Origin of the sequence: Actinomadura sp. RB99 (genome assembly GCF_014706005.1) — a bacterium.
GTDB lineage: Bacteria > Actinomycetota > Actinomycetes > Streptosporangiales > Streptosporangiaceae > Spirillospora.
Window position 1 is genome coordinate 68,501 of record NZ_JABMCA010000038.1, and the last position, 24,346, is coordinate 92,846.

Sequence of the window (24,346 nt, forward strand, 5' to 3'; positions counted from 1 at the left end):
GAACCCTGGTGCCAAGCCACCGAATATCACTGTATGTAGCTAATCGTAGAGCATGCATTACCCAAAGTCACCACCAACAACCCCGGGAGACGTCGGCGTCGCCCTCCGACCACAGGGCCAGGCGGCTAGCGCTGGCGTTTGGACACTCTGAGCTGCGGCGATGCCGGTGATTGACATTATGCAGGTGAATGCCTGCATAATGGGTGACGTGAATCGGGAAGCCACTGCGATGGACGCGGCCTTCAAGGCGCTGGCCGATCCGACCCGACGGCTGCTGCTCGACCGGCTTCGGGAGCGCAACGGGCAGACGCTGGGCGAGCTGTGCGAGCGCCTGGAGATGGCGCGCCAGTCGGCGACGCAGCACCTGAACGTGCTGGTCGACGCCGGCCTCGTGACCGTGGTGCGGCGCGGGCGGCAACGGCTGCACTACCTCAACCCGGCACCGATCCACGAGATCGAGCAGCGCTGGATCGCGGAGTTCGAGAGGCCGCGGCTGGAAGCGCTCAGCGCCATCCGGAACCAAGCCGAGGAGTACGCCATGACCGAGACGGCCGTATCCGTGCCGACCTACGTGTACGTCACCTACATCCGCGCGAGCGCCGAGCAGGTGTGGCGCGCGCTGACCGACGCCGATCTGACCGCGCGCTACTGGGGGCACGCCAACGTCTCCGACTGGCAGCCGGGGTCGTCCTGGGAGCACCGGCGCACGGACGGTTCGGGGGCCGTCGACGTCGTCGGGCGGGTCCTGGAGGCGGAGCCGCCGACCCGTCTCGTGATCACCTTCGAGGACCGTCCGGACGCCGAGCTGGAGCGGGAGCCGTCGGTGGTCACGTTCCTCGTCGAACCGCACGAGGAGATCGTCCGGCTGACGGTGACCCACGAGAACCTGCCCGACAAGGAGATGCTGAACGGGATCTCGCAGGGGTGGCCCGCCGTGCTGGCGAACCTCAAGTCCCTGCTCGAGACCGGTGACGTCCTTCCGCAGGCCCCCTGGGAGATGTGACGTCCCGTGGAGAGCACCCGGCTTGAGGCGGCCTACCGAGGGCTGCTCGACGCCGCCGTCACCGTGGACGGGGCGGTCGCGGCGCCGCCGCCCGGTGAGTGGACGGCCGACCAGATCCTGGCGCACGTCTCGCTCATCACGTCGGCCACGATCGCGGCGGCGTCGGCGGTCGCGTCCGGTGTCCACACCGCGTACGACAACCGCGTCGCGCTCGACGCCTGGACCATCGACCGCGTCATCGCGCTCGCGGGCGGCGGCGCCGGGCTCCGCGACCGCGTCCGGCGGCAGGCGGACGCCCTGTGCGCGCTCAGCGGGCCGGCGTTGAGCGACGCGGAACTCGACACACCCGTGCCCACGCGGCTGCTGTCCAACGGCGCCTGCCTGGTCGATCAGCCCCTGCCGCTGCGGGACCTCCTCACGGGGCTCGCCGAGACGGAACTGCCCGGCCACACGCAGCAGATCCTGTCCCTCGTCACCGCGCCCGCGGGCCTCTGAGCGCCGCGCCCCGAGCGCGGCGGGGGACGGTCCTCGACCAAGGCTTTGCCATCGGCGGCAGGTCGGCGGACCGGTGGCGGGGCGCCCCGACCATACGGTTCTGCCAGTCCCGACGTCGCTGGGAGATCGTGTGTCGTCCATCGCGCCCGGCCGCCGCCCCGCCGGCCTGGGCCGCCTCGGCTCGTTCTGCGCCCGCCACCCCGGCTGGGTGCTCGCCGCGTGGCTCGTCCTGCTGGTGGCCGCGCTCGGCGGCCGCAAGGCCGTCGCCCCCGTCTTCAGCGACCAGGTCAGCCTGCCCGGCACGCAGTCCGATACCGGCGCCGGCCTGCTCGCCGCGTCCGACCCCGCCGCCGGGCGGCCCAGCGGGGTCGTGGTGTTCCACGTCGGCGCCGGCACCGTGGCGGCGCACCGGCAGGCGGTCGACCAGAGCCTCGACGACCTGCGCGCGCTGCCGCACGTCACCGGTCTCTCCACCCCGCTGACCAGTACCGACGGCCGGACGGTGTCGGCCACCGCGACGTTCGACGAGCAGCTGAGGAAGCTCGGCCACGGGTACACGAGGCACCTCGACGACGCGACCGCCCCGGCCCGGGACGCGGGCGTCGGGGTCGGGTACGGCGGGGACTTCACCCAGATCGTCCGGCCGCCCGCGAACGACCTCGCGAGCGAGCTCGTCGGCATCGGCGCCGCGCTGGTCATCCTGCTCCTCGCGTTCGCCAGCGTCGGGGCGGCTGTGACACCGCTGGTCACCGCCCTGATCGCGGTGGCCGTGGGGACGGGTGTGGTCGGCATCGTCGCGGGCGTCATCACCTTCGCGACCGCCGCGCCGACCCTCGCGACCATGCTCGGGCTCGGCGTCGGCATCGACTACGCGCTGTTCCTGACCACCCGGTTCCGCCAGGACCTCATCGACGGCCGCCCGCCGGTCGAGGCCGCCGGACGGACCGCGGGCTCCAGCGGCCACGCCGTCGCGGTCGCGGCGCTCACCGTCGCCGTGGCGCTGCTCAGCCTCTACGCCAGCGGCCTGTCGTTCATCGGGAAGCTCGGCCTGGCCGCGACGATCGCCGTCCTGGTCAGCGCCGCCGCGGCGATGACCCTCGTCCCGGCCGCGCTCGGGCTGGCGGGCCGGCACATCGACCGGCTCTCGGTCCGCGCCCCCGTCGCGGAGTCCTCCAGCGGCCACGATGCCTGGCGCCGGTACGCCGCGATGATCGAGCACCGCCCGTGGACGTTCCTCGTCGCCGGTCTCGTGCTGCCCGTCGTGTGCGCGGTGCCGGTGTTCTCCATGCGGCTCGGGCATGTCGACGCGGGCGCCGACCCGTCCGGCAGCGCCACCCGCCACGCCTACGACTGGATCGCCGGCGCCGGCGGCCCCGGGTTCGGGCCGGGCGCGAACGGCCCGTTCACCGTCGTCGCGGACGTCCGGCACGCGACCGTCCCGGCGAGCCAGATCAGCGCTGATCTCTCGCGCGCGCTCCAGGGGACGCATGGGGTCGCCGGCGCCACCCAGCCGCAGCCGAGCCCGGACGGCGCGCTCTTCGTCTCCACCGTCACGCCCGCCACCGGGCCTCAGACCTCGGCGACGTCCGACCTGTTCCGCACGCTGACCGACCGGACGCTGCCCGGCGCCCTGCGCGGCACCGGCGCGAGGGCCTACCTCACCGGCAGCACGGCCGCGCAGCTCGACTTCCGCGACACCGTCGCGCGGCGCCTGCCGATCATCATCGGGATCGTGCTGGTCCTGGCGTACCTGCTGCTGATGGCCGTCTTCCGCAGCCTGATGATCCCGCTCAAGGCCGTCGCGCTGAACCTGCTCACCACGGCCGCGTCGTGGGGCGCGCTCGTCGCGGTCTTCCAGTGGGGATGGGGGGACGCGGTGCTGGGCCTTCCCAAGGGGGTGCCGATCGAGTCCTACGTGCCGATGATGATGTTCGCGATCGTCTTCGGCCTGTCGATGGACTACGAGATCTTCCTGCTGTCGCGGATGGCGGCCGGGTGGCGCGAGACCCGGGACAACACCCGCGCCGTGGCCGGCGGGCTGGCCGTCACCGGCCGGGTCATCTCCAGCGCGGCGCTCATCATGACGGTGGTGTTCCTGTCGTTCACCGCGTCGCCCACCGTCGTGGTGAAGATGCTGGCGCTGGGCCTGGCCTTCAGCGTCGTCCTCGACGCGACCGTCATCCGGCTCGTGCTGGTGCCCTCGCTCATGTTCCTGATGGGCGGATCGAACTGGTGGATCCCGCGCCGCCTGGACCGCCTGCTCCCCCGCCTACACGCCTGACGCGTTCCCGCTTCGCGGGCCGTGCCGGCGGATCGTCTCGGCGACGATGCCGGCGGTCACCCGCAACGGGGCGGTGTCGTGGCCGGTGCGGCTCAGGATGAGGGCTCCCTCGAACGCGGCGAAGACGTAGGTCGCCAGGTCGTCCGCGGGTTCGATGCCCTCGGACGCGAAGCGCCGCGCGGTCGCGGCGCGCCAGCCGGCGAACACGTCCGCGCAGGCGTGGCGCAGCGGCTCGCTGGTGGTGGCCGCCTCCAGCGCGACGGTGGCGATCGGGCAGCCGTCGGCCCATCCGGAGGTCTCCAGGGCTTCGGCGCTGAGCCGGAACATGTCGCGGACGGCCTCGTCCGCGCCTCCCTCGGCCCGCTCGTAGACGAGCTCGAAGAGCCGCAGGTAGCGCGCGCCCGAATGGCCGACGGTCTCGATGCCGAGCTGCTCCTTCCCGCCGGGGAAGAAGTGGTAGAGCGAGCCCCAGGGCGCCTCCGCCTCCGCGGTGACCTGCTTCAGCCCGGTCGCCGCGTACCCCTGCTCGCGGAACAGTCGCGCCGCCGCCTCCAGCAGCCGCGCCCGCGTGTCGGAACCCATGCCGGCAGCCTAGCCCTTGCTCTCGCTAGATCGATCTATCTAGTATCGCTCGGCATGATCCGCACCGCGCGCCACGGCGCCGTCCACCTCATCACCCTCGACCGCCCCGACCGCCGCAACGCCGTCGACGGCCCCATGGCCGAGGCGCTCGCGGAGGCCGTCGGCGGCGCCGAACGCGACGAGGAGGTCCGCGCCATCGTCCTCACCGGCGCCGGCGGCGCCTTCTGCGCGGGCAACGACCTCAAGGCCATGGCGGCGGGCGACTTCCCCGTCCCCACCCCGGACGGCCCGCCGCCCATGCGCGTCACCCGCACGCCCCCGGCCAAGCCCGTGATCGCCGCCGTCGAGGGCTACTGCTTCGGCGGCGGCTTCGAGCTCGCCCTCTGGGCCGACCTGCGGGTCGCGTCCACGACCGCCGAGTTCGGCACCCTCAACCTGGCCCGCGGCCTGCCGTGCCTGGACGGGGCGACCGTGCGCCTCCCCCGCCTCGTCGGCCAGGGCCGGGCGCTCGACATCCTCCTGACCGCGCGGCGCGTCCCCGCCGACGAGGCCCTCGCCTACGGCCTCGTCGACCGGCTGGCCGAGCCCGGCCGGGCGCTGGACCAGGCCCTGGAACTGGCCGGCGCGGTGGCGCGCCTGCCGGTCGAGGCGCGGAACGCCGCGCGCCGCTCCGTCCTGGAGCAGTGGGCCCTGCCGGAGGACGAAGCGGCCGGGAACGAAGCGCGCCTGGCCCTCGGCTCCTGAAGCTCAGGGGCGCGAGGGCCGCGGCCGGGCACGGGCGCCTGAGCCGGGACGGGGCTTCAGCGCGACGTCCAGATGGCGATCGCCAGGGCGGCGCGGTCCTCGAAGTCGAGCGGGTCGCGGCCCGTCAGCGCCTGGATCCGGGACAGCCGGTGGCGCAGCGTGCTGGGATGCAGGGACAGCGCGCGCGCCGTCGCGCCGACCGCGCCGCCCCGGTCGAGGAACGCGCGCAGCGTCTCGACGAGCCGCCCGCCGTGCGCCTTGTCGTAGTCGGCGAGCGGACGGGCGAGCTGGTCGGCGAACGGGGCGATCTGCTCCGGGTCCAGCCGTCCGAGCAGCGCCCGGAACGTGGCGAGGCCGGAGGCGTGCACGACGCCGCCGGTGCGGCGCGCCGCGTCCAGCGCGGCCCGCGCCTCCGCCAGCGACCGCGGCAGGTCCCGCAGGGGGCCGGGGGTGCCGATGCCGGCCACGTCCGTCCCGGCGTACTCGTCCCCCGTGATCATGAGCGCGACGTCGTCGTCCAGGCCGAGGACGCCGGGCGCGCCGGACGCCTCGGGCGCGTCCGCGGCCGGCATCGCGACCGCGACCAGCAGGGCCGGGTCGAGCCCCGCCTCCTCGACCCGCGCGCACAGCGTCTCCGGCGACGCCAGCCCGTGCTGGATCTCGTACAGCAGCCGGCCGATCTCCTCCCGCTCGTCCCACTCCTCGCGGGTGGACGCGAGCCGCTCGGCGAACCACTCGGAGAAGCCGAGGAACGGGACCCCGTCCGGGACCTCGACCAGCGGCAGCCCGAGCCGCTCGCAGTGCCGGCGGAGCGCGTCCGGGACGGCCTCGGTGACGTCGCCGACCCCGTAGGCGATCGCGCCGGCGCGGCCGGCCTTCACCGACGTGGCGAACGCGGCGCACGCGTCCGCGTCCCGCAGGGCCGCCCCGACCGTCAGGACGACCTCGTGTCCCCGCAGGTAGGGGGCGGGATCGAGCAGCTCGGTCGAGTGCGCCGAGCGGATCGGCCGGTCCAGCCCGGCGGACCCGGCGACCAGCCGCAGCCGGAAGCGCGGGACCTCCAGGAGGTGCCGGACGGTGAGGCGCGGCATCGCGGGATCGCTGGTCACACTGTCACCTTCTCACCCCGCCCCGGCGGGGCGAACGGGCCGGGCGCCACCTTCCGGCGAAGGTCACGGCAAGCCCCGCGTCCGGCAGTGCATTTGGCCAAGAATCGGCCATGACCCTTGCCACCTGGGCTAATGCCGGGTTTGCCTGGGTGCTCAGGAGATGGGGAGTGCGCATGCGTGAGCGAGTCGCGCTCGTGACCGGGGCGGCCGGCGGGATCGGCGGCGCGATGGTGCGCGAGCTGGCGGGACGCGGCTGGACGACGGCCGCGCTCGACCTGGGCCCGGCCCCCGACGCCGCCTACACGGCCGGGGTGGACGTCGCCGACCCCGACCAGGTCACCGCGGTCGTCCGCCGGATCGAGCGGGAGATGGGCCCGATCGAGGCGGCGCTGTGCGCGGCGGGGCACTACGCGATCGTCCCGGTGTCCGACATCGCCTGGGCGGACTGGACCCGCATGCTCCGCGTCCATCTGGGCGGGCTGGTGAACGTGTGCCGGGCGGTGACCCCCGGGATGGTCGAGCGCGGGCACGGCGCCGTCGTCGGCGTCGCGGCGGGCCTCGCGCTGGGCGGCGGCGACGCGGAGGCGCACTACGCGGCGGCGAAGGGCGCGGTGATCGGGCTGGTCCGGTCGCTGGCGGCGGAGCTCGCGCCGTCCGGGGTGCGGGTGAACGCGGTCGCGCCGGGCCCGACCGACACGCCGCTGCTGCCGCCCGACTCGCCATGGCGCCGCCCCGCCTTCGTCCAGGCCCTGCCGACGGGCCGGCTGGCGTCCGCGGAGGAGATCGCGCTCGCCGCGGCGTACCTGGTGGAGGACGGGACGTTCTGCGCCGGCGAGATCCTGTCCCCCAACGCCGGGGCGGTGATCTGATGGCCCTCGCGCTGGTCACCGGCGCCGGCGGCGGCCTCGGCGCCGCCGTCGCGCGGCGGCTGGCGGCGCAGGGGCACCACGTCGCGCTGAACGACCGCCCGGACCGTCCCGTCGGCGAGCTCGCCGCCGAGCTGGACGGCGTCGCCGCGCCCGCCGACGTGTCCGACCCCGACGCCGTCCGCGACATGGTCGAGCACATCGAGCGCCGCACCGGCGACCACATCGGGATCCTCGTCGCGAACGCCGCGCACACCACCCTCGCCCCGTTCGCCGAGCACGACCTCGACGACTGGTGGCGGGTCGTGGACGTCAGCCTCGGCGGGACGTTCGCGTGCGCGCAGGCCGTCCTGCCCGGGATGGTGGAGCGCGGCGGCGGCCGGATGGTCCTCGTCTCCTCCGAATGGGGCGTGACCGGACGGCCCGACGCGACCGCGCACTCGGCGGCCAAGGCGGGCATCATCGCGCTCGCCAAGTCGCTCGGCCGCGAGCTCGCCCCGCTCGGCATCGCCGTCAACGCGATCGCGCCCAGCATCATCGGCACCGGGCTGATGGAGGTGGACGCGGCGGCCGCAGGCGTCACGTGCGAGGAGATCCGGGCCCGGTACGCGGCGCGGGTGCCGCTCGGCCGGATCGCCGCCCCGGAGGAGATCGCCGCGGCGATCGCGTTCCTGGCCGACGACCGGCTGCCCGCGCTCGTCGGCCAGATCCTGCACGTCAACGGCGGCACGACGCGCACCCGCGCGTGAGCCGGCGCGCCGGTCAGTCCGGGAGGGCCTCGACGGAGCGGCGGACCTGCGCCTCTAGGACGGCGAGCAGGTGCACCGGGAGATCGATCAGCGACCGCTCCAGCAGGGCCGGACGATCGGCGACCGACTCGATGGCCCGGCGGCTCTCGGCCTTCGTGAGCGTCCGCCCGTCCGCCTTCCGGAGCGCGATGAGGCCCTCGCGCCAGCCGTTGCCGACCTTGCCGTGCGCGCGCGCGTGAATGTAGGCGAGAACCCGCTCGGCGGCGTCCGCCGGACGGTCGTTCCGCTCGGCCAGGACGAGCGCCATGCCGGACGACGGGATACCGCGCAGCATGCGCTCGACCCGGTACCCGGGGCCGACCAGCCGCCGGAACTCGCGCTGCCCCTCCGCGTCCCGCAGGAACGGCAGGTCGTTGCGGCAGACGAGCCCGACGCGCGGCGCGTTGGCGGCCAGCAGCGCCCGGACCGCCGACGCCCCGAACCCCGGATACAGGTTGACCAGCACCGTGCCGTGGCCCTGGAGCCCGCGCGGCAGCGGAGCCGCCATGAACTCGCGCAGCGGGACGCGGCGCCCGGCGGCCTTCGCGGGCCAGCCGTCCCCGACCAGCAGCGGCTCCTCGGCCGAGGCGAGCTCGACGACGCGCGCGGCCGCCGCGTCGTCCAGGGCACCGGTGCCCGCCTCCACCGACTGGGCGCCGTGCGTGTACATCGCGGCGCGCGGATCCTCGGCGGCGGCGCGGACGGCCCCGGCGGTCCGCTTCGTGGGACGCAGCACGTACAGGGCGGCCGTGCTGCCGATCGCCTGCGCCCCCACATACCGGTTGAAGCCCGGCAGCATCGCCTCGTACGCCAGATGCAGCGGGTTCAGCGCCTTCTGCACGGCCAGCCCGAGCGCCGGCTGCTGCTCCCCGTATCCGTACGCGACCAGCACCCGCCCGTTGCGCTGGTCCCCGAGCCCCTCCAGGCCCCGCGCGACGAACAACCCCACGCCCTCCGGCGTGTAGGGCGGATCGGTGAAGACGAGCTGGGACGACTCCCGCAGCGACACCGGAAGGCCGAGCCGCAGGTCGGCGGCGTAGCAGCGGACGTCCCAGCCCCGCCGCGACGCCTCGCCGTCGATGAACGCCAGCAGCCGCTCGTCGATGTCCGCCACGCTCACCCGCAGGCCCTCAGCGCCGCCCGCGGCGAACAGGCCGAGCGAGGTCAGATCATGGTCGCCGACGCACAGCACGTGCGCGCCGCGCAGGTCGAAGCCGTCCAGCATGAACCGGGCCCGCTTCAGCACGGTCTCCGCGGTCGCCGGCACATGGTCCAGCGCCTGCACGGGAGGCGGCGCCGCGCCGACCAGCGCGTCCATCTCCGCGAGGGACGCGGGATCGCGGCGGACCCGCTCCGCCCACGGATCCGGGACGTCCACCGGCTCACCGAACAGCTCGCGGTACTCGCCGACGTACCGCTCCGCGATCCGCCGCCCGTCCCCCTCGGCCTCCAGGTGCGGCCCGACCGCCCGGAACACCGCCTCCACCGTCCGCCGCGACGTGCCCGTCCGCGACACGGCCTCCTCGACCGTGTGGAACCCGCCGTCGGCGAGCAGCAGCCCGATCCGGTCGATACGCCGCGCGTCGATCCCGAACCCGGCCCGCAACTCGCGGACGGCCTCCGTAGCCGGGCTCGCCGGGTCGCCATCTGTCATGTGCGGGCCTGATCCGTTCCGACGGGGACGAGTGCGCACCGATCCTATTGACGAGGGCGCCGCCGCGCCCCGCACGACCGGCGTGGCACGATCCTGTCATGCCGATCGACCAGCACCTGCTCGCCGCGTTCCTGCTGACCTCGATCATCGCGATGCTCGTGCCCGGCCCGGACATGCTCTTCATCCTCGGCTGCGGCATGCGCGGCGGCCCCCGCGCCGGCCTGCTCGCCACCGCCGGCGTCGCGACCAGCGAGGCCGTCCACGTCGCCGTCGCCGCCGCGGGACTGACCGCCCTCTTCGCCGCCGTCCCGATCGCGTTCACGACCGTCCGCCTCGTCGGCGCCGCCTACCTCGTCTTCCTCGGCGTCCAGACCATCCGCCACCGCAACGACCAGGACGACGCCCCCGCCGCCGCGCCCTCGAACCGCCGCGCCTACCTCAACGGCCTGGTGACCAACCTGCTGAACCCCAAGATGGTCACCTTCACCATCGCGTTCCTCCCCCAGTTCATCGACCCGGAACTGGGCCGGGTCTGGCTCCAGTTCACCTGCCTCGGCGCCATTCTGATCGCCCTCGAATTCCTCGTGGACGGCACGGTCGGCGTCCTCGCCGGCCGCATCGGCGAATGGCTCCGCCGCCGCCGGACCGCCCGCCGCCGCCTCGACGTCGCGACCGGCTCCCTCTTCATCGGCCTCGGCCTCCGCCTCGCCGCCAAACCCTGACGTCGCCAAGATCCGGCCGCCCGAATGGGATCACGCCGCCCCTCCGAATTGCACCATCCCTGACGCCCGGTCAAGCCGTATGACAGAGTCGACGGCGCGAGGGACCAGCATGACGGGAGCTGGAGGGGACACCGCAATGCCGCCTGTCGATCCGAGGTCGGTACCGCCCGGGGCCTACGGCAACTGGCCGGGCCTCAACCAGACCGGCCGACTCCGCGTCGACCGCGCCCGCCTCCGAGCCATCGCCAAACGCCTCGAATCCGACCTGGAAGAGATCATCCAAGCGACCGAGGATCTTCAGCGCGCGGTCGGCACCCCTCACGCGGCCTATGGCACCTGGGACGCGGCCCAGAACCTCGTCCCGAGCATCGTGAAATGCCGGGCCGTGCTGACCGAACAACACGGCGCGTTCCTGGCGGAGGCGCTGAACACCATCAAGCTGCTCCGCCGCACCGCGCAGGTCTACGACGACGCCGAATCCGAGCTCGAACGTCGCGTCGCCGCCGTCCGGATCAAGCTCGAGAACACCCCCGATCCCACCGCTCCCCGCACCACGGACTCGCCACGTCCAGGCCCGGGGTCGCTGAGATAACGGAGGTCGAAGTGACGAACGAGTACACGTACTTCATGCGTGACGGGGCTCCGACCGGATCACCGGGCCGGTACGACCGAGCGAGCATCCTTCACCACCTGAAGTCCAGTGATCCCGGTGCCGTTACGGAGGCCGGTGAGGCCTACCTCCGCTTTGCGGCTGCTTACGAGAAGCTCACGCCGAAACTCGCCCAGATCGGTCACGATCTGAACAACGCCTGGAGTGGCACGGACGCCGCCGCCGCTCAAGAACAGATGCGAAACCTGTGGGCGTCGAGCCATACGATCGGCGCCGCGTCCAGAGACTTCGGCACGGCCGTCGAACGCCACGGCTCCGAATACCTGGCCTGGTACAAGAACAACATGCCCCAGCCGAAGGATGACGCCGAGGCGCGTTCCTGGATGCAAGGCGCGAACGAACGCATCACCGAGACCTGGACCGCCATCCCCCCGAGCATCTCCACACCGCTCGATATGAGGCGGCGCGGCCACGGGGCTCCGATCAGCACACCGCCGACCGGAGGTTCCGGCGGCTCCGGAAGTCCGGGAAGCGGTGGCTCGGAAGGATCCGGAGCCGGTGGCGCGGGAGGCTTTCATGGAATCTCGCCCGGGTCCTCCTCCAACGGCCCGGCCGGATCCGATTCTCCCGGAACCGCATCTCCCGCACCGGGGCTCGGGAACCCGGCCGGCCACGGAACTCCGCCGGGTCAGGCCCATCCCGGAGTACAGCCCGGCACAATTCCGAGTTCGCCAGAGGTCACCCATCCCACGGACCCCAGTACAGACCTGTCAGGCGTTCACCCTCCCGGGACTGGCGGCCCGAACGGCAATGGACCTGGACTCCCGGCAGACTCCGCCTCTCCGTCCACATCACCGCTCGCGCCAAGTGCCGGATCACAGCAGCCGGGAGGGGGAACCATGTACCCCGGCATGCCCGGTGGGACCGGCCTGACCCCGCTCCGCAGCGGCACCGGCCTCCCCGCAGGCGGCACGATCGGCGTCCCTCGAGGCGGAAACGTCCTCGGCGTCGGCGAAGAGCCGCCCATAGGCGGGCCAAGCACAAACGGCGCCCTCGGAAACGGCCGTTTCCGAAACGGCGTGATCGGCCGGGGCACGCTCAACCCCGCCACAGCCGCACAAGCCGAGGCCCTGCAGGAATCCGCCACGGCACGCTCCGGATCCGCGGCCATGGGACCGATGACCGGTGCGGGCGGATCAGCGCAGCGGAATCGAGAGCGCGATCGCCAGGCATGGGCGGGCGAGTCTCCGGATCTGTGGGAAGACGACACCGAGGTCTCACCGAGCGTTCTGGGAGCCGCCGACAAGCGGCCGGTGGAAGGGACCTGACCAGCGTGCAATGCGATCGACCGTCATACCGGCACCTGGGCGCTGGGCAGTCCTCGTGAGGACTTCTCACCGCGTCGCGGCCGCTGTGGCGGCGACGAGCCTGGTCGCCGCCACCGCCTCGCCGGCAGCCGCGGACCTGCAACCTCGCGAGGATGAATGGTGGTTCTCCGCCTGGGACGTCCAGAAATCCGTCTGGCCGCTGTCGAAGGGCTCCGGTGTCAGGGTGGCCCTTCTCGATAGTGGAGTGGACGCAGCAATTCCAGAACTTTCCGGTGCCGTCCTAGAAGGGACGGACACGGCCGGCGGCAAGACCGACGGCCGTAAGGACATGGACATCTTCGAAGACGGTCACGGGACCTCACTGGCCGTCATGATCGCTGGCCGAGGCGGCGGGAACAGCGGCTACGTCGGGATCGCCCCGGAGGCCAAAATTCTCCCCGTCCATGTGACGGTCGGGGACGTGCCGGGCTCCCCCGTGGGCATCACCGCAGCCCTCACCAATGGAATTCGGTTCGCCGTGGACAAGGGCGCCAAGGTGATCAATCTGTCCATCGGGGCCGGAGCAGACGGCATTCCCCACCAATGTCCGGATAAGCTCCTGGACACCATCGGATACGCGATAAAGAAGGACGTCGTCATCGTTGCCAGCGCAGGCAACAGCGGCACAACGATCAATTCCCCAGAGGCTCCCGGTTCTTGTCCGGGAGTCCTCGCCGTCGGCGGCATCGAATCCGATCTTCGCCCCTGGGAGAAGACCCAACGCCAGCCCTACGTCGCCCTCGCGGCCCCCGCGAGCGGATCGGTGTTCGTTGGAAGAGGCGACAAGATCTACCGCAGCACGCCGGGAACCAGTGCTTCCGCGGCGTTGGTTTCGGGGGCGGTGGCGTTGGTGCGGGCGCGCAATCCGAGCATGTCTGGGCGCACGGTCGTCCAGCGGCTTCTTGCCACTGCGCTGCCGATCAACAAGCCCATCCCGGACGAGGCGACCGGCTACGGCGCCATCCGTATCGCCCGCGCCATGGATCCCGCTAAATATCCGGTCCCTGACGACGCGCCCAATCCCGTGTACGACAGGTTCGACCAGTTGCAGGGGGCGGCGCACAACGCGACGGCGGCCCCCGCGGCCCAGACCACCCATGCCGATCGTTCAGGCAGCGGAATCTCCCCTGCCGTCTACGCCGCCATCGCTGGTGTGGCAGCACTCATCATCAGCGGCCTGGTCCTCCTCTGGCGCCGAACTCGTCACGGTCGACCAGTGGGATGAAACGGCGGTGGACCGCCAAGCAGGGTCACATGACGGGTTTCCGCCGGATCGTAGCCGCGGGTTCGGCGGTGGCTCTGGGCGTTGTCACGGCGTCGCCTGCCTCGGCGGATCTCCGGCCGCGCAAGGACGAGTGGTGGTTCTCCTCCTGGGACGTCCAGAACTCCGTCTGGCCGCTGTCGAAGGGCGCCGGCATCACGGTGGCCCTTCTCGACACGGGAGTGGACGCACGCATCCCGGAACTCTCCGGCGCCGTCCTCAAGGGCGCGGACACCGCGGGCGGCAAGACCGACGGCCGTGAGGACCTCGACACGAAGCTGGACGGCCACGGCACCTCGATGGCCGTCATGATCGCGGGTCAGGGCGGCGGGAGCAGCGGCTACGTGGGCATCGCGCCGGAGGCGAAGATCCTCCCCGTGAGCGTCATGGTCGATGACGTCTGGACATCCGACATGAACCCCACGGACGCCGTCGCCAACGGGATCCGTTTCGCCGTCGGCAAGGGCGCCAAGGTGATCAACCTGTCCTTCGGCGGTGGCTCGGCCGAGATTCCCCATCAATGCCCCAAGAAGCTTCTCGACACTGTGGCCTACGCGCTCGCGCATGATGCCGTTCTCGTTTCCAGTTCCGGGAACGACGGAAAGACCATCAACTCCCCGGAGGCTCCCGGATCCTGCCCGGGAGTCGTCGCCGTGGGCGGCATCAACTCGGATCTGCGCCCGTGGGAAAAGACACAGCGCCAGCCCTATGTCGCCGTCGCAGCGCCCGCAAGCGGATCGGTGTTCGTCGGAAGAGACGACAGGATCTACAGCGGTGCGGAGGGGACGAGCGGAGCTGCGGCGCTGGTTTCGGGGGCGGTGGCGTTGGTTCGGGCTCGCTATCCGAGCATGTCGGGGCGCACCGTCGTTCAGCGGCTCATCGCCACGGCTCTTCCGACCACCAAGCCCGTCCCCGACAAGGCAACTGGCTACGGCGTCATCCGCATCGCCCGCGCCATCGATCCGGTGAAGTACCCGGTCCCGGCCAATGCCCCCAACCCCGTCTACGACAGGTTCGACCGATCGCAGCATGCCGTGCAGCAGGCAGGTGCTGTGTCACCGGGTCCCGCCGCCGGGTCGCACCAATCGGGCGGCGGGCCGTCCACTGTGGTTCAAGCCGCGATCGCAGGGCTCGCCGTCCTCGTGGTGGGCGGTGTCCTGGTGTGGCTTCGCGGTCGCCGACGGCCTCGTCCACCCACCTCTGCCTAGGGTGCAGATCGCGACCGGGTTCTTCAAGGGAGGTTGAGGCGGGTCAGGTAGGTGCGGGTGGAGGCGGCGTCGCCGGTGTGGGCTCGGTAGCCGTCGGGGCGGACGAGGACGAGGGTCGGGGCGGTGACGCCGTAGGCGGCCTCCGCTTCGGGGTTCGCGGTGATCGGGACGGTGCGGACGGCGGGGCCGCAGGCGGGGGCGGGGGTGTTGAACGCCAGCAGGGTGAAGTGGGGGCCGCGGAAGGCGTCGAAGAGGGTGGTGCCGTCCGCGAGGGACGCGTTGGGGGCGCGGGTGCCGCCGTGGGGGCCGGACGAGAGCGGGCTGTCGGGGTAGGCGAGGAGGAGCTGCTGGGTCTCCTCGCCGCGCTTGTGGGCGTCGGCCTGGCCTTCGGCGGCCTTCCGGTAGAGGGCGGTGCTGATGCCGAGGACGCCGGCGGCGACGGGCAGGCGCTCCTCCTCGTAGGTGTCGAGGAGGGACGGGGACGCGCTGGACAGCACGGCGGCGAGCTTCCAGCCGAGGTTGTACGCGTCCTGGACGCCGGTGTTGAGGCCCTGGCCGCCGGCGGGCGAGTGGACGTGGGCGGCGTCGCCGGCGAGGAAGACGCGGCCGGCGCGGAACCGTTCGGCCATGCGGATGTTGACGCGGTAGACCGACGCCCAGCCGAGGCCGGTGAGGCGGATGTCGTCGCGGCCGCTGCCGTCGGCGAGGTGCCGCTGGTAGGTGGCGAGGGTGAGGTCGGGCTCCTCGCCGGGGGCGAGGACGGAGGTGAACTGGAAGTCGGACGTGCCGGGCAGCGGGCACAGGCCCACGCCGGGGGTGCGGGTCTCCAGGTCGGCCCACATGTGCCAGTGGTCGCGGTCGAGGTCGGGGGTCCGGACGTCGCCGATGAGCATCCGCTCCTCGTCGCGGGTCTCGCCGAGGAAGGGGACGCCGAGCGCCTTGCGGACGGTGCTGCGGCCGCCGTCGGCGCCGACGAGGTAGGCGGCGCGGACGGCGGTGCCGTCGGTGAGGTCGGCGGTGACGCCGTCGCCGTCCTGGGTGAAGCCGGCGAGGCCGACGGTGTCGACGCGTCCGCCGAGGGCGGCGAGGCGGTCGCGGAGGATCCGCTCGGTCCGCCACTGCGGCACCATCAGGACGTTCGGGTACGGCACGTCGGGCGTCGGCTCGGCGGGCTCGTGCATGCGGCCCTCCCAGACGACGTCGGCGCCGGAATAGGCGCGCAGCGGCGGGTACGGGGCGCCGGCCGCGCGGACGGCGTCGATCACGCCGAGGTCGTCGAGGACCTCCAGGGTGCGGGGCTGGAGGCCCTTGCCGCGCGAGCCGGCCGGCCGGCGGGGGTCGACGAGGCGGTGCGGGACGCCGCGGCGGGCGAGGTCGATGGCGAGGGTGAGGCCGGTCGGGCCGGCTCCGGCGATGAGGATCATGCGCCTCAGGGTGGGCAGGGGTGCTGGCAGATCGCTGGCAGGACGCTGGCGGCCGTCAGTCGCGCTCGTAGCGGTAGCCGCGGCCCCGGAGGGTGGTGATGCTGCCGGGGTCGGCGCCCTGCTGGGCGAGCTTGCGGCGCAGGGCGGAGATGTGCACGTCGAGGGTCTTGGTGGGGCCGAACCAGTTGGTGTCCCAGACCTGGTCGATGAGGTCCTCGCGGGTGACGACCTCGCCGGCGGACTGCACCAGCCGGGCGAGCAGGTCGAACTCCTTCGGGCGCAGCGCGATCTCGGTGCCGGCGTAACTGGCGCGGCGGGCGGCGAGGTCGAGGGTGAGGCGGCCGGCGGTGACGAACCGCTCGTCGGACCGTCCGGCGCTGCTGCGGCGCAGGTGGGCGCGGAGCCGGGCCATCAGCTCGGTGAGCCGGAACGGCTTGGTCAGGTAGTCGTCGGCGCCGGCGTCGAGCGCGACGACGACCTCGAACTCCTGGGTGCGGGCGGTGAGGACGACGATCACCGCGTCGCGCAGCACGGTGCGGAGCCGCCGGCAGAGGGTGACGCCCTCGATGTCGGGGAGCCCGAGGTCCAGCAGGATGAGGTCGGGGGCGCGGCGGGCCGCGCTGTCGAGGGCGTCGCCGCCGGTCGCGGCCCAGTCGGCCTCGTAGCCGTGCGCGGCGAGGGCCTCGGCGAGCTCGCTGCCGATGGCCTCGTCGTCCTCCACGACGAGCACGTAGGGTCCGGCCATGGTCCCGATGTTACGGACGGGGGCGGTCACGTGCGGGCCGGGATGCCGGCCGTCCGGGCGCCGGCACGCCGGGACGGGCAGAACGAGCCGCGGGTGGTGGAGGTGACGACGTCGGTGACCATGTCGACGACCTTGCCGAGCCGCGAGCCGGGCACCTCCGTGCAGTCCCGGTGGACGCGGACCGCGTGGCCGAGCCCGACACCGGCCAGCGCCGTGACGATCAGTACGCCGATGAGCAGCCTGCGCATGATCGTGCCTCCCCCTCTCGACGCCGGCGTCTGGACGCAACCTAGTCCGGAGCGCGTCATCGGCGGCTGTGCGGTGGGTTAGGGCGTCGCTTACCTTGCCGGGACGCGGGCGCGGGGCGGGTACGGCACGCCCGGGCCGCGGCTATCCTCCGGGCGGGAGGCGAGTGTGGACGCGGTTCCGAGGACGGCGCCGCTGCGGCGCAGGCTGCTGGTCACCATCGCGGGGATCACCGCGGTGGCGGTGCTGCTGCTGATCGTCCCGCTGGCGGTGGCGGTGCAGCGGCTGTACCGCAGCGAGGCGCAGACGAAGCTGGAGCGGGACGCGACGCGGGTCGCGGCGACGGCGCCGGACGACGAGGCGCGGCATCCGCGTCCGATCCGGCTGCCGGAGGGGCTGAACGAGCGGCTGCGGGTCGGGATCTACGGTGTCGACGGCCGCCGGCTGACCGGGGAGGGCCCGCCGTACTCGCGGGCGGCGGCGCAGGCGAGCGACGGGCGGCTGCACCAGCGCGACGAGCACGGCCGGCTGGTGGTGACGGCGCCGATCCCCTCGGACGAGGGGGTGACGTCGACGGCGCGGGTGAGCATGCCGGAGCGGGTCGTCGCGCGGCGGATCGAGCGGGCGTGGTGGGTGATGGCGGCGCTCGCGCTGCTGATCATCGGGTTGGCGGCGTTCGTGGCGCGGTACCAGTCGCGGCGGCTGGCGCGGCCGCTGGAGCGGCTGACGCTGGCGGCGCAGGCGCTCGGGGACGGCGACTTCACCGTCCGGGCGCAGTCGTCGGGGGTGCTGGAGGCGGACGAGGCGGGCCGGGCGCTGGAGGTGACGGCGCGGCGGCTCGGGTCGATGCTGGACCGGGAGCGGGCGTTCAGCGCGGACGTGTCGCACCAGCTGCGGACGCCGCTGACGGGGCTGCTGCTCGGGCTGGAGTCGGCGCTGGAGCGGCCGGGCGCGGACCTGGCGGCGGCGGTGCGGACGGCGGTGCGGCGCGGGGAGCACCTGCGCGACATCATCGACGACCTACTGAGCCTGGCGAGGGACGCGGGGCCGAACCGGGAGCGGCTGGACGTCGCGGGGGTGCTGGAGGAGCTGCGGCGGCGGCCGTCGGACGGGCGGCCGCTGGAGGTGGCGGCGCGGGGACCGCTGCCGGAGGTGCACGCGTCGGCGTCGGCGGTGCGGCAGATCCTCGGGGTGCTGCTGGACAACGCGCAGGTGCACGGCGCGGGGCGGGTGACGGTGGAGGCGAGCGACATCGGCGGCGGCCTGGCGATCGACGTGTCGGACGAGGGGCCGGGCGTCACCGAGGCCGAGGACATCTTCGCGCGGCGGCACTCCGGCGGCGAGGGGGACGGCGGGCGGGACGGCGGGCACGGGATCGGGCTGGCGCTGGCGCGCGCGCTGGCGGAAGCGGAGGGCGGCCGGCTCGTGCTGCGCCGCCCGTCCCCGCCGATCTTCACGCTGCTGCTGCCGGCGTCTGAACCGGTCGCCGACGAGGGCGCCTGACGGGGACGCCCCACCGGGCAGGCCGATGCGCCCGCCGGGCGGCCCCCGACCGCCCGGCGGGGGTCACTCGGCCTTGAGGTGGACGCCGAACCAGCGGAGCGTGGCCGGGACCATCCGGCGGAACGTGCGGTAGTTGTGACCACCGGACGGCAGGAACAGGCTGTCGGCCCGCATCGGCGGGCGGATCCCGGCGAGGAACCGCTCGTTCTCCGGGAACGTCTTCTCCCCCACCCGGCAGGACGCGACGAGCAGCGAGATCGGCGGCGCGGGAAGGTGCTTCTCGCGCCACAGCAGGTTGCTCTCGTTCTGCAGGTTCTTGTTGCCGTCGAACAGCTTGCCGGTGGTGAGGTCCTGGATCGTGGAGAAGTAGCCGGACAGCGACGCCGCCGCCGAGTACCGGTCGGGGTGCTTCATCGCGATCTTGGTGGCGCAGAACCCGCCGGTGGAGTCGCCCATGATGCCCCACCCGGCGCGGCCGGCGGCGACCCGGTAGTGGGCCTGCATCGCGAGCGGCACGTCGGTGGCGAAGAAGCTCTCGACCTGCGGCCCGCCGGGCACGTCCGCGCACTCGGTGTCGCGGGGCGGCGCCTCCGTCGGCCGCATCAGCACGTAGATCGCGGGCGGCACCCCGGCCCGCTCGCCCTGCCGGACGAGATCGGGGAAGCGCATCGTGTGCAGCAGCGCGCTCGGGTGCCCCGGGTAGCCGGTCAGCACGATGACCACGGGGAAGCGGGTCCGCGCGTACGCGGGCTGGTAGTACTGCGGCGGGAGCAGCACGTAGGTCTCGGCGCTCAGGCCCGTCGCCTGGCCTTGGAAGCGGTATTCCTCGGTCGCTCCGGAGACGGCCGGATCGCGTTTCGCGGCGGCGGTGCCGATCCTTTTGATCGTCGCGGTGTCGATCTGCTTCACCGGGCCGCCGGCCTTCGCCATGACGTGCTTGATCTTGGCGGGCGCGGCATTGGTGGCGAACAGGTCGTCCCAGCCGGAGTAGAACTCGAAGTGCGCGTTGACCGCGACGAGCACGGCGAGCAGCGTGACGCCCTGGGTGCCGACGAGCAGTCCGATCCTGGCGGCGACGGGGACGGGCCCCGAGCGCGCGCCGCGCGGCCACCACCACACCGTGAACACGAACAGGACCGCCACCACCAGGAACAGCAGTGCGATGAACCCGCCTCCGGTGAGTCCCATGCCCTCCCCCTAAGGCAGTTCGGTCTTCGTCCGACCGCCAAGTTAGCCGCCACCGCATCAGCCGCATGACAACGCCGGGTTAGCTCCGCGTTAACCCGTCCGAGGACGGATCGAATGGAATGCCGCCTGATCTTGATGTGAGGTATATGGGGAATTTATTTCGCGCTGCTATGATCGCGTTATCGGCGAATAGGCTGCCTTTCTCGAACGCGGGCCCGCGGAACCCGGCTCACGAATGCCGGGGTCACCGGGCCGGGCCCGCGGAGCCGGAGAGGAAAGGCAGGCCATGGAAGAAGGACGGCCCAGCAGGACCGCGCTGTCGGCCGCGGCGGCGCGCGCGGCGCACCCGCTGGTGGACGAGCGGCCCCTCATCTTCGCGGACCCGCTGGTCGCGCGGCTGCTCGGCGGCCTCGCGGACGAGATGATCGGCTACCACCGCGGCAGCGGCGACCACATCATCCTCGCGGGCACCCGCGCGATCACCACCGTCCGCAGCCGCTACGCGGAGGCGCGGACCGGCGCCTTCGACCAGTACGCCGTCCTCGGCGCGGGGCTCGACACCTACGCGTTCCGCGCGCCGGAGGGAATGCGCGTCTTCGAGGCCGACCATCCGGCGACGCAGGAGTGGAAGAAGGGCCTGCTGGACGCCGCCGGGATTCACGTCCCAGGGAACGCCGCGCTCGTTCCGGTCGATTTCGAGGAGCCGGACGGACCCGTCCCGAAGCTGGCCGCCGCCGGGTTGGACACCGCCCGCCCGGCGCTGGTGAGCTGGCTCGGCGTCAGCTACTTCCTCACCCGCGACGCCGTCGCGGGCACGCTCGCGGAGATCGGCCGCCTCGCGCCGGGCACCGAACTCGTCATGGACTATGCGCTGCCGCCCGGCCTGCGGGACGCCGAGGGCGACGCCTACGCCGAGGTCGCCGCACAGGTCACGCGGGACGCGGGCGAGCCGTCCCGGTCCCGGTTCGCGCCGGACGAGGTCGACGCGCTGCTCCGGGAGCACGGCCTGGACGTCGTCGAGAACCTCACCCTGGAGCGGGCCGTCCCGCCGGAGGCGTGGCGGCGCACCGACGCCCTCCGCCCCTTCGACTACTTCCGCCTGCTCCGCGCCGTCGTCCGCTGAGGCGCGGCGAGCCGTCGTCATCCGGCGCGTCACGACGGCGGCTCGCCGCAGGTCAGCGCTGGGCGGGGCCGTGGAGGCGGACGGCGCTCAGGGCGAGCGCGATCTCCACCAGGTCGCGGGGGTGCGCCAGGGTCCGGCCGGTGAGCTGCTCGATCTTGCGGAGCCGGTTCAGCACGGTGTTGCGGTGGCAGAACAGCCGGTCGGCGGCACGGGCCGCGGAGCCGTCGCAGTCCAGCCAGGCGGTGAGGGTCGCGAGCAGCACGTCCCGGAACGCGGGGTCCACGCCGGTGAGGCCGCCGAGCGCGACGTCGCCGAGCCGGCCGGCCAGCCGCGGCTGGGACAGCACCAGCGCGTCGGGGAGGCGCCGGTCGAGGCGCGCGATCTGGGAGCCGGGGCCGCGGCAGGTCCGCAGCGCCAGCTCGGCCAGCCACCGCGCCCCGCCCAGCTCGGCGAGGCTGTGCACGACGGGGCTGACGCCGGCGTGGGAGCGGGCGTAGGGGCGGACGGCGCCGACGAGGTCGTCGAGCTCCGCGGTGCCGAGCGCGACCAGCGCGACCTGCGCGTCGGCGCGCAGCCGCCAGATGAACCGCATCCCGCCGATGTCGCCGGGGCGCCGGTCCCGGCCGCCCGTGAACTCGCCGGAGAGCTCGCCGTCGAGGCCGCCCGCGAACCCGCCCTCGGCGCACAGCATCACCACCGCGTACCGGCCCGCCGCCGGCAGCCCGAGGACGGACGCGGCGGTGGCGAGCAGCCCGCCGTCCGCGCCCTGCCCGTCCAGCAGCGCGTCCACGATCGCCTGGACGCGCTCCTCGCTGCGCCGCGCCAGCGACAGCTCGGTCTGGTGGTAGGCCGCGGCGGCCGCGCCGGACTGCTCGTCGATGGTGTCCCAGGTGCGGGTCGCCTGCCGGACGAGCGCCGGCACGTTGCCGGGGTCGTGCCGCCCGACGACCTCGACGACGGCCTCCCAGAACACCCGCCCGGCGAGCCGGTAGGAGCGCAGCAGCTGGTCGAGGGGCTGCCCCTGGTGGGCGCGGCGCCGGCCGAGCCGGCGCGCCCAGTCCAGGTCGGTGCGGCCCCGGCCGGGGTCGAGGATCGCCTCGAAGCCGTGCCCGAGGCCGACCCGGCAGACCTCCCACAGGTCGCCGCGCAGCTGCTCGGAGCGGTCGCCGTCGTCGCCGGACAGGATCTCGGCGGCGAGCCGGTCGGCGAGGTCGGGCAGCCGGTCGGTCAGCCGCGCCACCGCCTTGCGCAGGACCGCCCGGTCCGCGTCCGCGCGGCCCGGCTCCCGGTCCCGGTCCTGGCCGGCACGGTCCTGCCCGGCGCGGTCCTGGCGGGCGGGGTCCTGCCGGGCGGGGGCGCGGTTCGCCGGTTCCCGGTGGGCGGGGTCCCCGCGGAGAGCGTCCCGGCCCGCGGCGTCCGCGCGGTCCGTGGTTCCCGACCGGCTCGCCGTCATCGCCCGCCACCTCCGGCACAACGCAGGGGGCCTCATCGTGCCACCATGCGTACTCTGGTACCACCGGTCCCGCGCCGCACTGTGCCGGTGCACAATCGCGGGCCCGTCCCGTTGCGCGGCCGCCCTGAAACAGAACCGGGCTCTGGACCGTCCGGCCGCTGCGTGCTCCTCTGCTCACCATGGGTGTGTTGTCTGGACACGATCGGCTGTACGGACGCGACCGGGAGCTCCGGGTCGCCGAAGGGCTCCTCGGCCGGGCGCGCGGCGGGCACGGCGGAGCGCTGACCGTCGTCGCCGACGCGGGCATGGGCAAGACGGCCCTGCTGGACGCCGCCGAACGGACCGCCGCCGAGGGGTTCCGGGTGCTCACGGCCATCGGCGTCCCGGCCGAGGCGGACGTCCCGTACGCGGGGCTGCACCGGCTGCTGCGGCCCCTGTCGGACCTGGTCGGGGAGCTGCCGCCGGCGTTCCGGGCGGCGCTGGCCCCGCTGTCCGGCGGCGACGCCCCGGCCCCGTTCGTCCTGTACTCGGCGGTCTGCGAGCTGCTGAGCCTCGCCGCGCGGTCCGGGCCCGTGCTGTGCCGGGTGGACGACGCGCAGTGGCTGGACAGGGTCACGCTGGACGCCCTCGCGTTCGCGGCGCGCCGCGTCGGGGACGAGCCGCTCGCGATCGTCTTCGCCGCGCGCACACAGGCGCCGCTCACCGGCATCCCGCACCTGAGGCTTCCGCCGCTGGACGACGAGGCGAGCCTGAGGATCCTGCAGGACGCCGTCGGCGACGCGCTCGGCACCGAGCTCGCGGAGGAGGTCGTCGACCTGGCGAGCGGGTGCGCGCTCGCCGTCCGGGAGCTGGCCGGCGGGCTGACCGCCGCGCAGCTGTCCGGCGGGGCCCCGCCGCCCCGCGCGCTGCCGCCCGGCAGCGTCCTGCGCACCCTGTTCCGGCACCGCCACCTGCGGCTCCCGCCGGGCGCGCAGCGGCTCGTGCTGATGGTGGCGGCGGACGAGTGGCTCGGCGCGGCGACGGTCGCGCGGGCCGCGCGGACGGCCGGGATCGGCGCGCGGGAGATCGAGGCGGCGCGCGAGTCGGGCCTGCTGCGGCTCGCGGACCACGCGGTCGCCGGGGACGACGCGGTGGTCGTGCGGGACCGGCTCGTCCGGTCGTCGCTGTGGGCGGAGGCGTCGCGGGCCGAGCGGCGGGCCGCGCACGCGCTGCTCGCGCAGGTGCTGGTGCAGGACTGGCAGCGGCCGTCGCTGATCTGGCACCGGGCGGCGCTGTCCGGCGAGGCCGACGACCGGATCGCCGACGAGCTGGCGGAGGCGGCGTCGCGGTCCCGCCGGGCGGGCCGGTACGGCGACTCGTGGCAGGCGTGGCAGCGCGCCGCGGCGCTGACGTCGGAACGCGGCGCGCGCGCAGACCGGCTGCTGGCCGCCGCCACCGACGCCTGGGCGGGCGGGCGCGCGCGCCGGGCGCGGGCCGTCCTGCGGCAGGTCCGGCCGCTGGACCGGGACGGCACGCGGGCCGGGCGCGCCGAACTGCTGCGCGGCGAGATCGAGGCCGGCGCGGGGTCCCCGGCCACCGCGGTCCCGATGCTGCGCGACGCCGCCGAACGGCTCGCCGGGACCGACGGCGCGCTCGCGCTCACGGCGCTCATGTGGGCGGCCGAGGCCGCCGACGCCGCCGGCGACCACACCGCGTACGCCGAGATCGCCGAGCGCGCCGCGCACCTGCCCGGCGTCCCGGCCACGCCCCGGACCGACCTGATGCGCGCGCACCTCGCCGGGATGGCCGCGACGTTCCGCGGCCGCTACGCCGAGGCGGCGCCCCTGCTCGGCCGGGCCGTCCGGCTGGGCGAGGCGCTCGCCGGCGGCGCGGTGGGCGAGTCAGGCGAGCCGGGCGAGTCGGGCGGCCACTCCGACGACTCCGCCGCGCAGGCGTGGGCGGCGCTCGCGGCCCTCGCCCTCGGCGACGGCCGAG

General features: G+C 74.0%; 22 protein-coding genes. 14 read left to right on the plus strand and 8 right to left on the minus strand.

Going from position 1 to position 24,346, the window contains the following annotated elements; all coding sequences use genetic code 11:
• Window positions 1-208 precede the first annotated feature (208 nt).
• From amrb99_RS29320 to amrb99_RS29330, 3 genes are all read left to right on the plus strand, one after another.
• A complete protein-coding gene (locus amrb99_RS29320) occupies window positions 209-1,003 on the plus strand; it encodes a metalloregulator ArsR/SmtB family transcription factor (protein ID WP_206700150.1) in 795 nt (264 codons plus the stop codon).
• A 6-nt stretch (window positions 1,004-1,009) separates the two neighbouring features.
• Window positions 1,010-1,498 (plus strand): hypothetical protein, encoded by a 489-nt coding sequence (locus amrb99_RS29325; protein WP_190862062.1) that lies wholly within the window; start codon window positions 1,010-1,012, stop codon window positions 1,496-1,498.
• Window positions 1,499-1,628: 130 nt separating this feature from the next.
• Window positions 1,629-3,779 carry an MMPL family transporter gene (locus tag amrb99_RS29330; RefSeq protein ID WP_206700151.1) on the plus strand — a complete coding sequence of 717 codons (2,151 nt, stop codon included), beginning with the start codon at window positions 1,629-1,631 and terminating at the stop codon, window positions 3,777-3,779.
• Here amrb99_RS29330 and amrb99_RS29335 read toward each other — a convergent pair.
• Window positions 3,768-4,361, minus strand: coding sequence for a TetR/AcrR family transcriptional regulator (locus amrb99_RS29335; RefSeq protein WP_190862064.1), 594 nt, complete (start codon window positions 4,359-4,361; stop codon window positions 3,768-3,770). The two genes, amrb99_RS29330 and amrb99_RS29335, sit on opposite strands and share 12 nt — an antisense overlap.
• 54 nt (window positions 4,362-4,415) lie before the next feature.
• On the opposite strand from amrb99_RS29335, the gene amrb99_RS29340 reads away from it, so the two are divergent.
• On the plus strand, window positions 4,416-5,105 hold the full coding sequence (locus amrb99_RS29340) for an enoyl-CoA hydratase-related protein (protein ID WP_190862066.1): 690 nt from the start codon (window positions 4,416-4,418) through the stop codon (window positions 5,103-5,105).
• 56 nt (window positions 5,106-5,161) lie between these two features.
• On the opposite strand, the gene amrb99_RS29345 is transcribed toward amrb99_RS29340, so the two are convergent.
• Complete coding sequence (locus tag amrb99_RS29345) at window positions 5,162-6,214, minus strand: PucR family transcriptional regulator (protein ID WP_190862068.1); 1,053 nt, start codon at window positions 6,212-6,214, stop codon at window positions 5,162-5,164.
• A 173-nt stretch (window positions 6,215-6,387) separates the two neighbouring features.
• Here amrb99_RS29345 and amrb99_RS29350 point away from each other — a divergent pair, with 173 nt between their 5' ends.
• Both amrb99_RS29350 and amrb99_RS29355 read left to right on the plus strand, forming a co-directional pair.
• Window positions 6,388-7,083, plus strand: a complete 696-nt coding sequence (locus amrb99_RS29350; protein ID WP_190862070.1) for an SDR family oxidoreductase — start codon at window positions 6,388-6,390, stop codon at window positions 7,081-7,083.
• On the plus strand, window positions 7,083-7,829 hold the full coding sequence (locus amrb99_RS29355) for an SDR family oxidoreductase (protein ID WP_190862072.1): 747 nt from the start codon (window positions 7,083-7,085) through the stop codon (window positions 7,827-7,829). The genes amrb99_RS29350 and amrb99_RS29355 overlap by 1 nt, the downstream gene beginning before the upstream one ends.
• Before the next feature lie 13 nt (window positions 7,830-7,842).
• On the opposite strand, the gene amrb99_RS29360 is transcribed toward amrb99_RS29355, so the two are convergent.
• Entirely contained in the window at window positions 7,843-9,522 is a 1,680-nt protein-coding gene (locus tag amrb99_RS29360; protein WP_190862074.1) for a bis-aminopropyl spermidine synthase family protein, read from the minus strand.
• Window positions 9,523-9,620: 98 nt separating this feature from the next.
• Between amrb99_RS29360 and amrb99_RS29365 the strand changes: the two genes are divergently transcribed.
• From amrb99_RS29365 to amrb99_RS29385, 5 genes are all read left to right on the plus strand, one after another.
• Entirely contained in the window at window positions 9,621-10,244 is a 624-nt protein-coding gene (locus amrb99_RS29365; RefSeq protein WP_190862076.1) for a LysE family translocator, read from the plus strand.
• 136 nt (window positions 10,245-10,380) lie between these two features.
• The gene (locus tag amrb99_RS29370; RefSeq protein ID WP_190862078.1) at window positions 10,381-10,836 is read left to right on the plus strand and encodes a hypothetical protein; all 456 of its coding nucleotides are present in this window, start codon (window positions 10,381-10,383) and stop codon (window positions 10,834-10,836) included.
• Window positions 10,837-11,753: 917 nt separating this feature from the next.
• Window positions 11,754-12,182: a hypothetical protein gene (locus amrb99_RS29375; RefSeq protein WP_190862080.1), complete on the plus strand. Its 429-nt coding sequence runs from the start codon at window positions 11,754-11,756 to the stop codon at window positions 12,180-12,182.
• Between the two features lie 85 nt (window positions 12,183-12,267).
• A complete protein-coding gene (locus tag amrb99_RS29380; protein WP_190862082.1) occupies window positions 12,268-13,446 on the plus strand; it encodes a S8 family serine peptidase in 1,179 nt (392 codons plus the stop codon).
• A 29-nt stretch (window positions 13,447-13,475) separates the two neighbouring features.
• Entirely contained in the window at window positions 13,476-14,690 is a 1,215-nt protein-coding gene (locus amrb99_RS29385; protein ID WP_190862084.1) for a S8 family serine peptidase, read from the plus strand.
• Window positions 14,691-14,713: 23 nt separating this feature from the next.
• Here the strand turns inward: amrb99_RS29385 and amrb99_RS29390 are convergent, their stop codons facing one another.
• The 3 genes from amrb99_RS29390 to amrb99_RS29400 are packed head-to-tail and all read right to left on the minus strand — an operon-like array spanning window position 14,714 to window position 17,107.
• Entirely contained in the window at window positions 14,714-16,114 is a 1,401-nt protein-coding gene (locus tag amrb99_RS29390) for an FAD-dependent monooxygenase (protein ID WP_190862086.1), read from the minus strand.
• A 55-nt stretch (window positions 16,115-16,169) separates the two neighbouring features.
• Entirely contained in the window at window positions 16,170-16,859 is a 690-nt protein-coding gene (locus tag amrb99_RS29395; protein ID WP_190862088.1) for a response regulator transcription factor, read from the minus strand.
• Window positions 16,860-16,885: 26 nt separating this feature from the next.
• A complete protein-coding gene (locus amrb99_RS29400) occupies window positions 16,886-17,107 on the minus strand; it encodes a hypothetical protein (protein ID WP_190862090.1) in 222 nt (73 codons plus the stop codon).
• 166 nt (window positions 17,108-17,273) lie between these two features.
• Between amrb99_RS29400 and amrb99_RS29405 the strand changes: the two genes are divergently transcribed.
• Entirely contained in the window at window positions 17,274-18,608 is a 1,335-nt protein-coding gene (locus amrb99_RS29405; RefSeq protein ID WP_190862092.1) for an ATP-binding protein, read from the plus strand.
• Between the two features lie 63 nt (window positions 18,609-18,671).
• On the opposite strand, the gene amrb99_RS29410 is transcribed toward amrb99_RS29405, so the two are convergent.
• Window positions 18,672-19,796 carry an alpha/beta hydrolase-fold protein gene (locus amrb99_RS29410; protein WP_190862094.1) on the minus strand — a complete coding sequence of 375 codons (1,125 nt, stop codon included), beginning with the start codon at window positions 19,794-19,796 and terminating at the stop codon, window positions 18,672-18,674.
• 286 nt (window positions 19,797-20,082) lie between these two features.
• Here amrb99_RS29410 and amrb99_RS29415 point away from each other — a divergent pair, with 286 nt between their 5' ends.
• On the plus strand, window positions 20,083-20,919 hold the full coding sequence (locus amrb99_RS29415) for an SAM-dependent methyltransferase (protein WP_190862096.1): 837 nt from the start codon (window positions 20,083-20,085) through the stop codon (window positions 20,917-20,919).
• 52 nt (window positions 20,920-20,971) lie between these two features.
• On the opposite strand, the gene amrb99_RS29420 is transcribed toward amrb99_RS29415, so the two are convergent.
• A complete protein-coding gene (locus amrb99_RS29420) occupies window positions 20,972-22,372 on the minus strand; it encodes a helix-turn-helix domain-containing protein (protein WP_190862098.1) in 1,401 nt (466 codons plus the stop codon).
• Between the two features lie 188 nt (window positions 22,373-22,560).
• Between amrb99_RS29420 and amrb99_RS29425 the strand changes: the two genes are divergently transcribed.
• Window positions 22,561-24,346: ATP-binding protein (locus tag amrb99_RS29425; protein ID WP_190862100.1), on the plus strand; the 1,786-nt coding region annotated here is incomplete at its 3' end.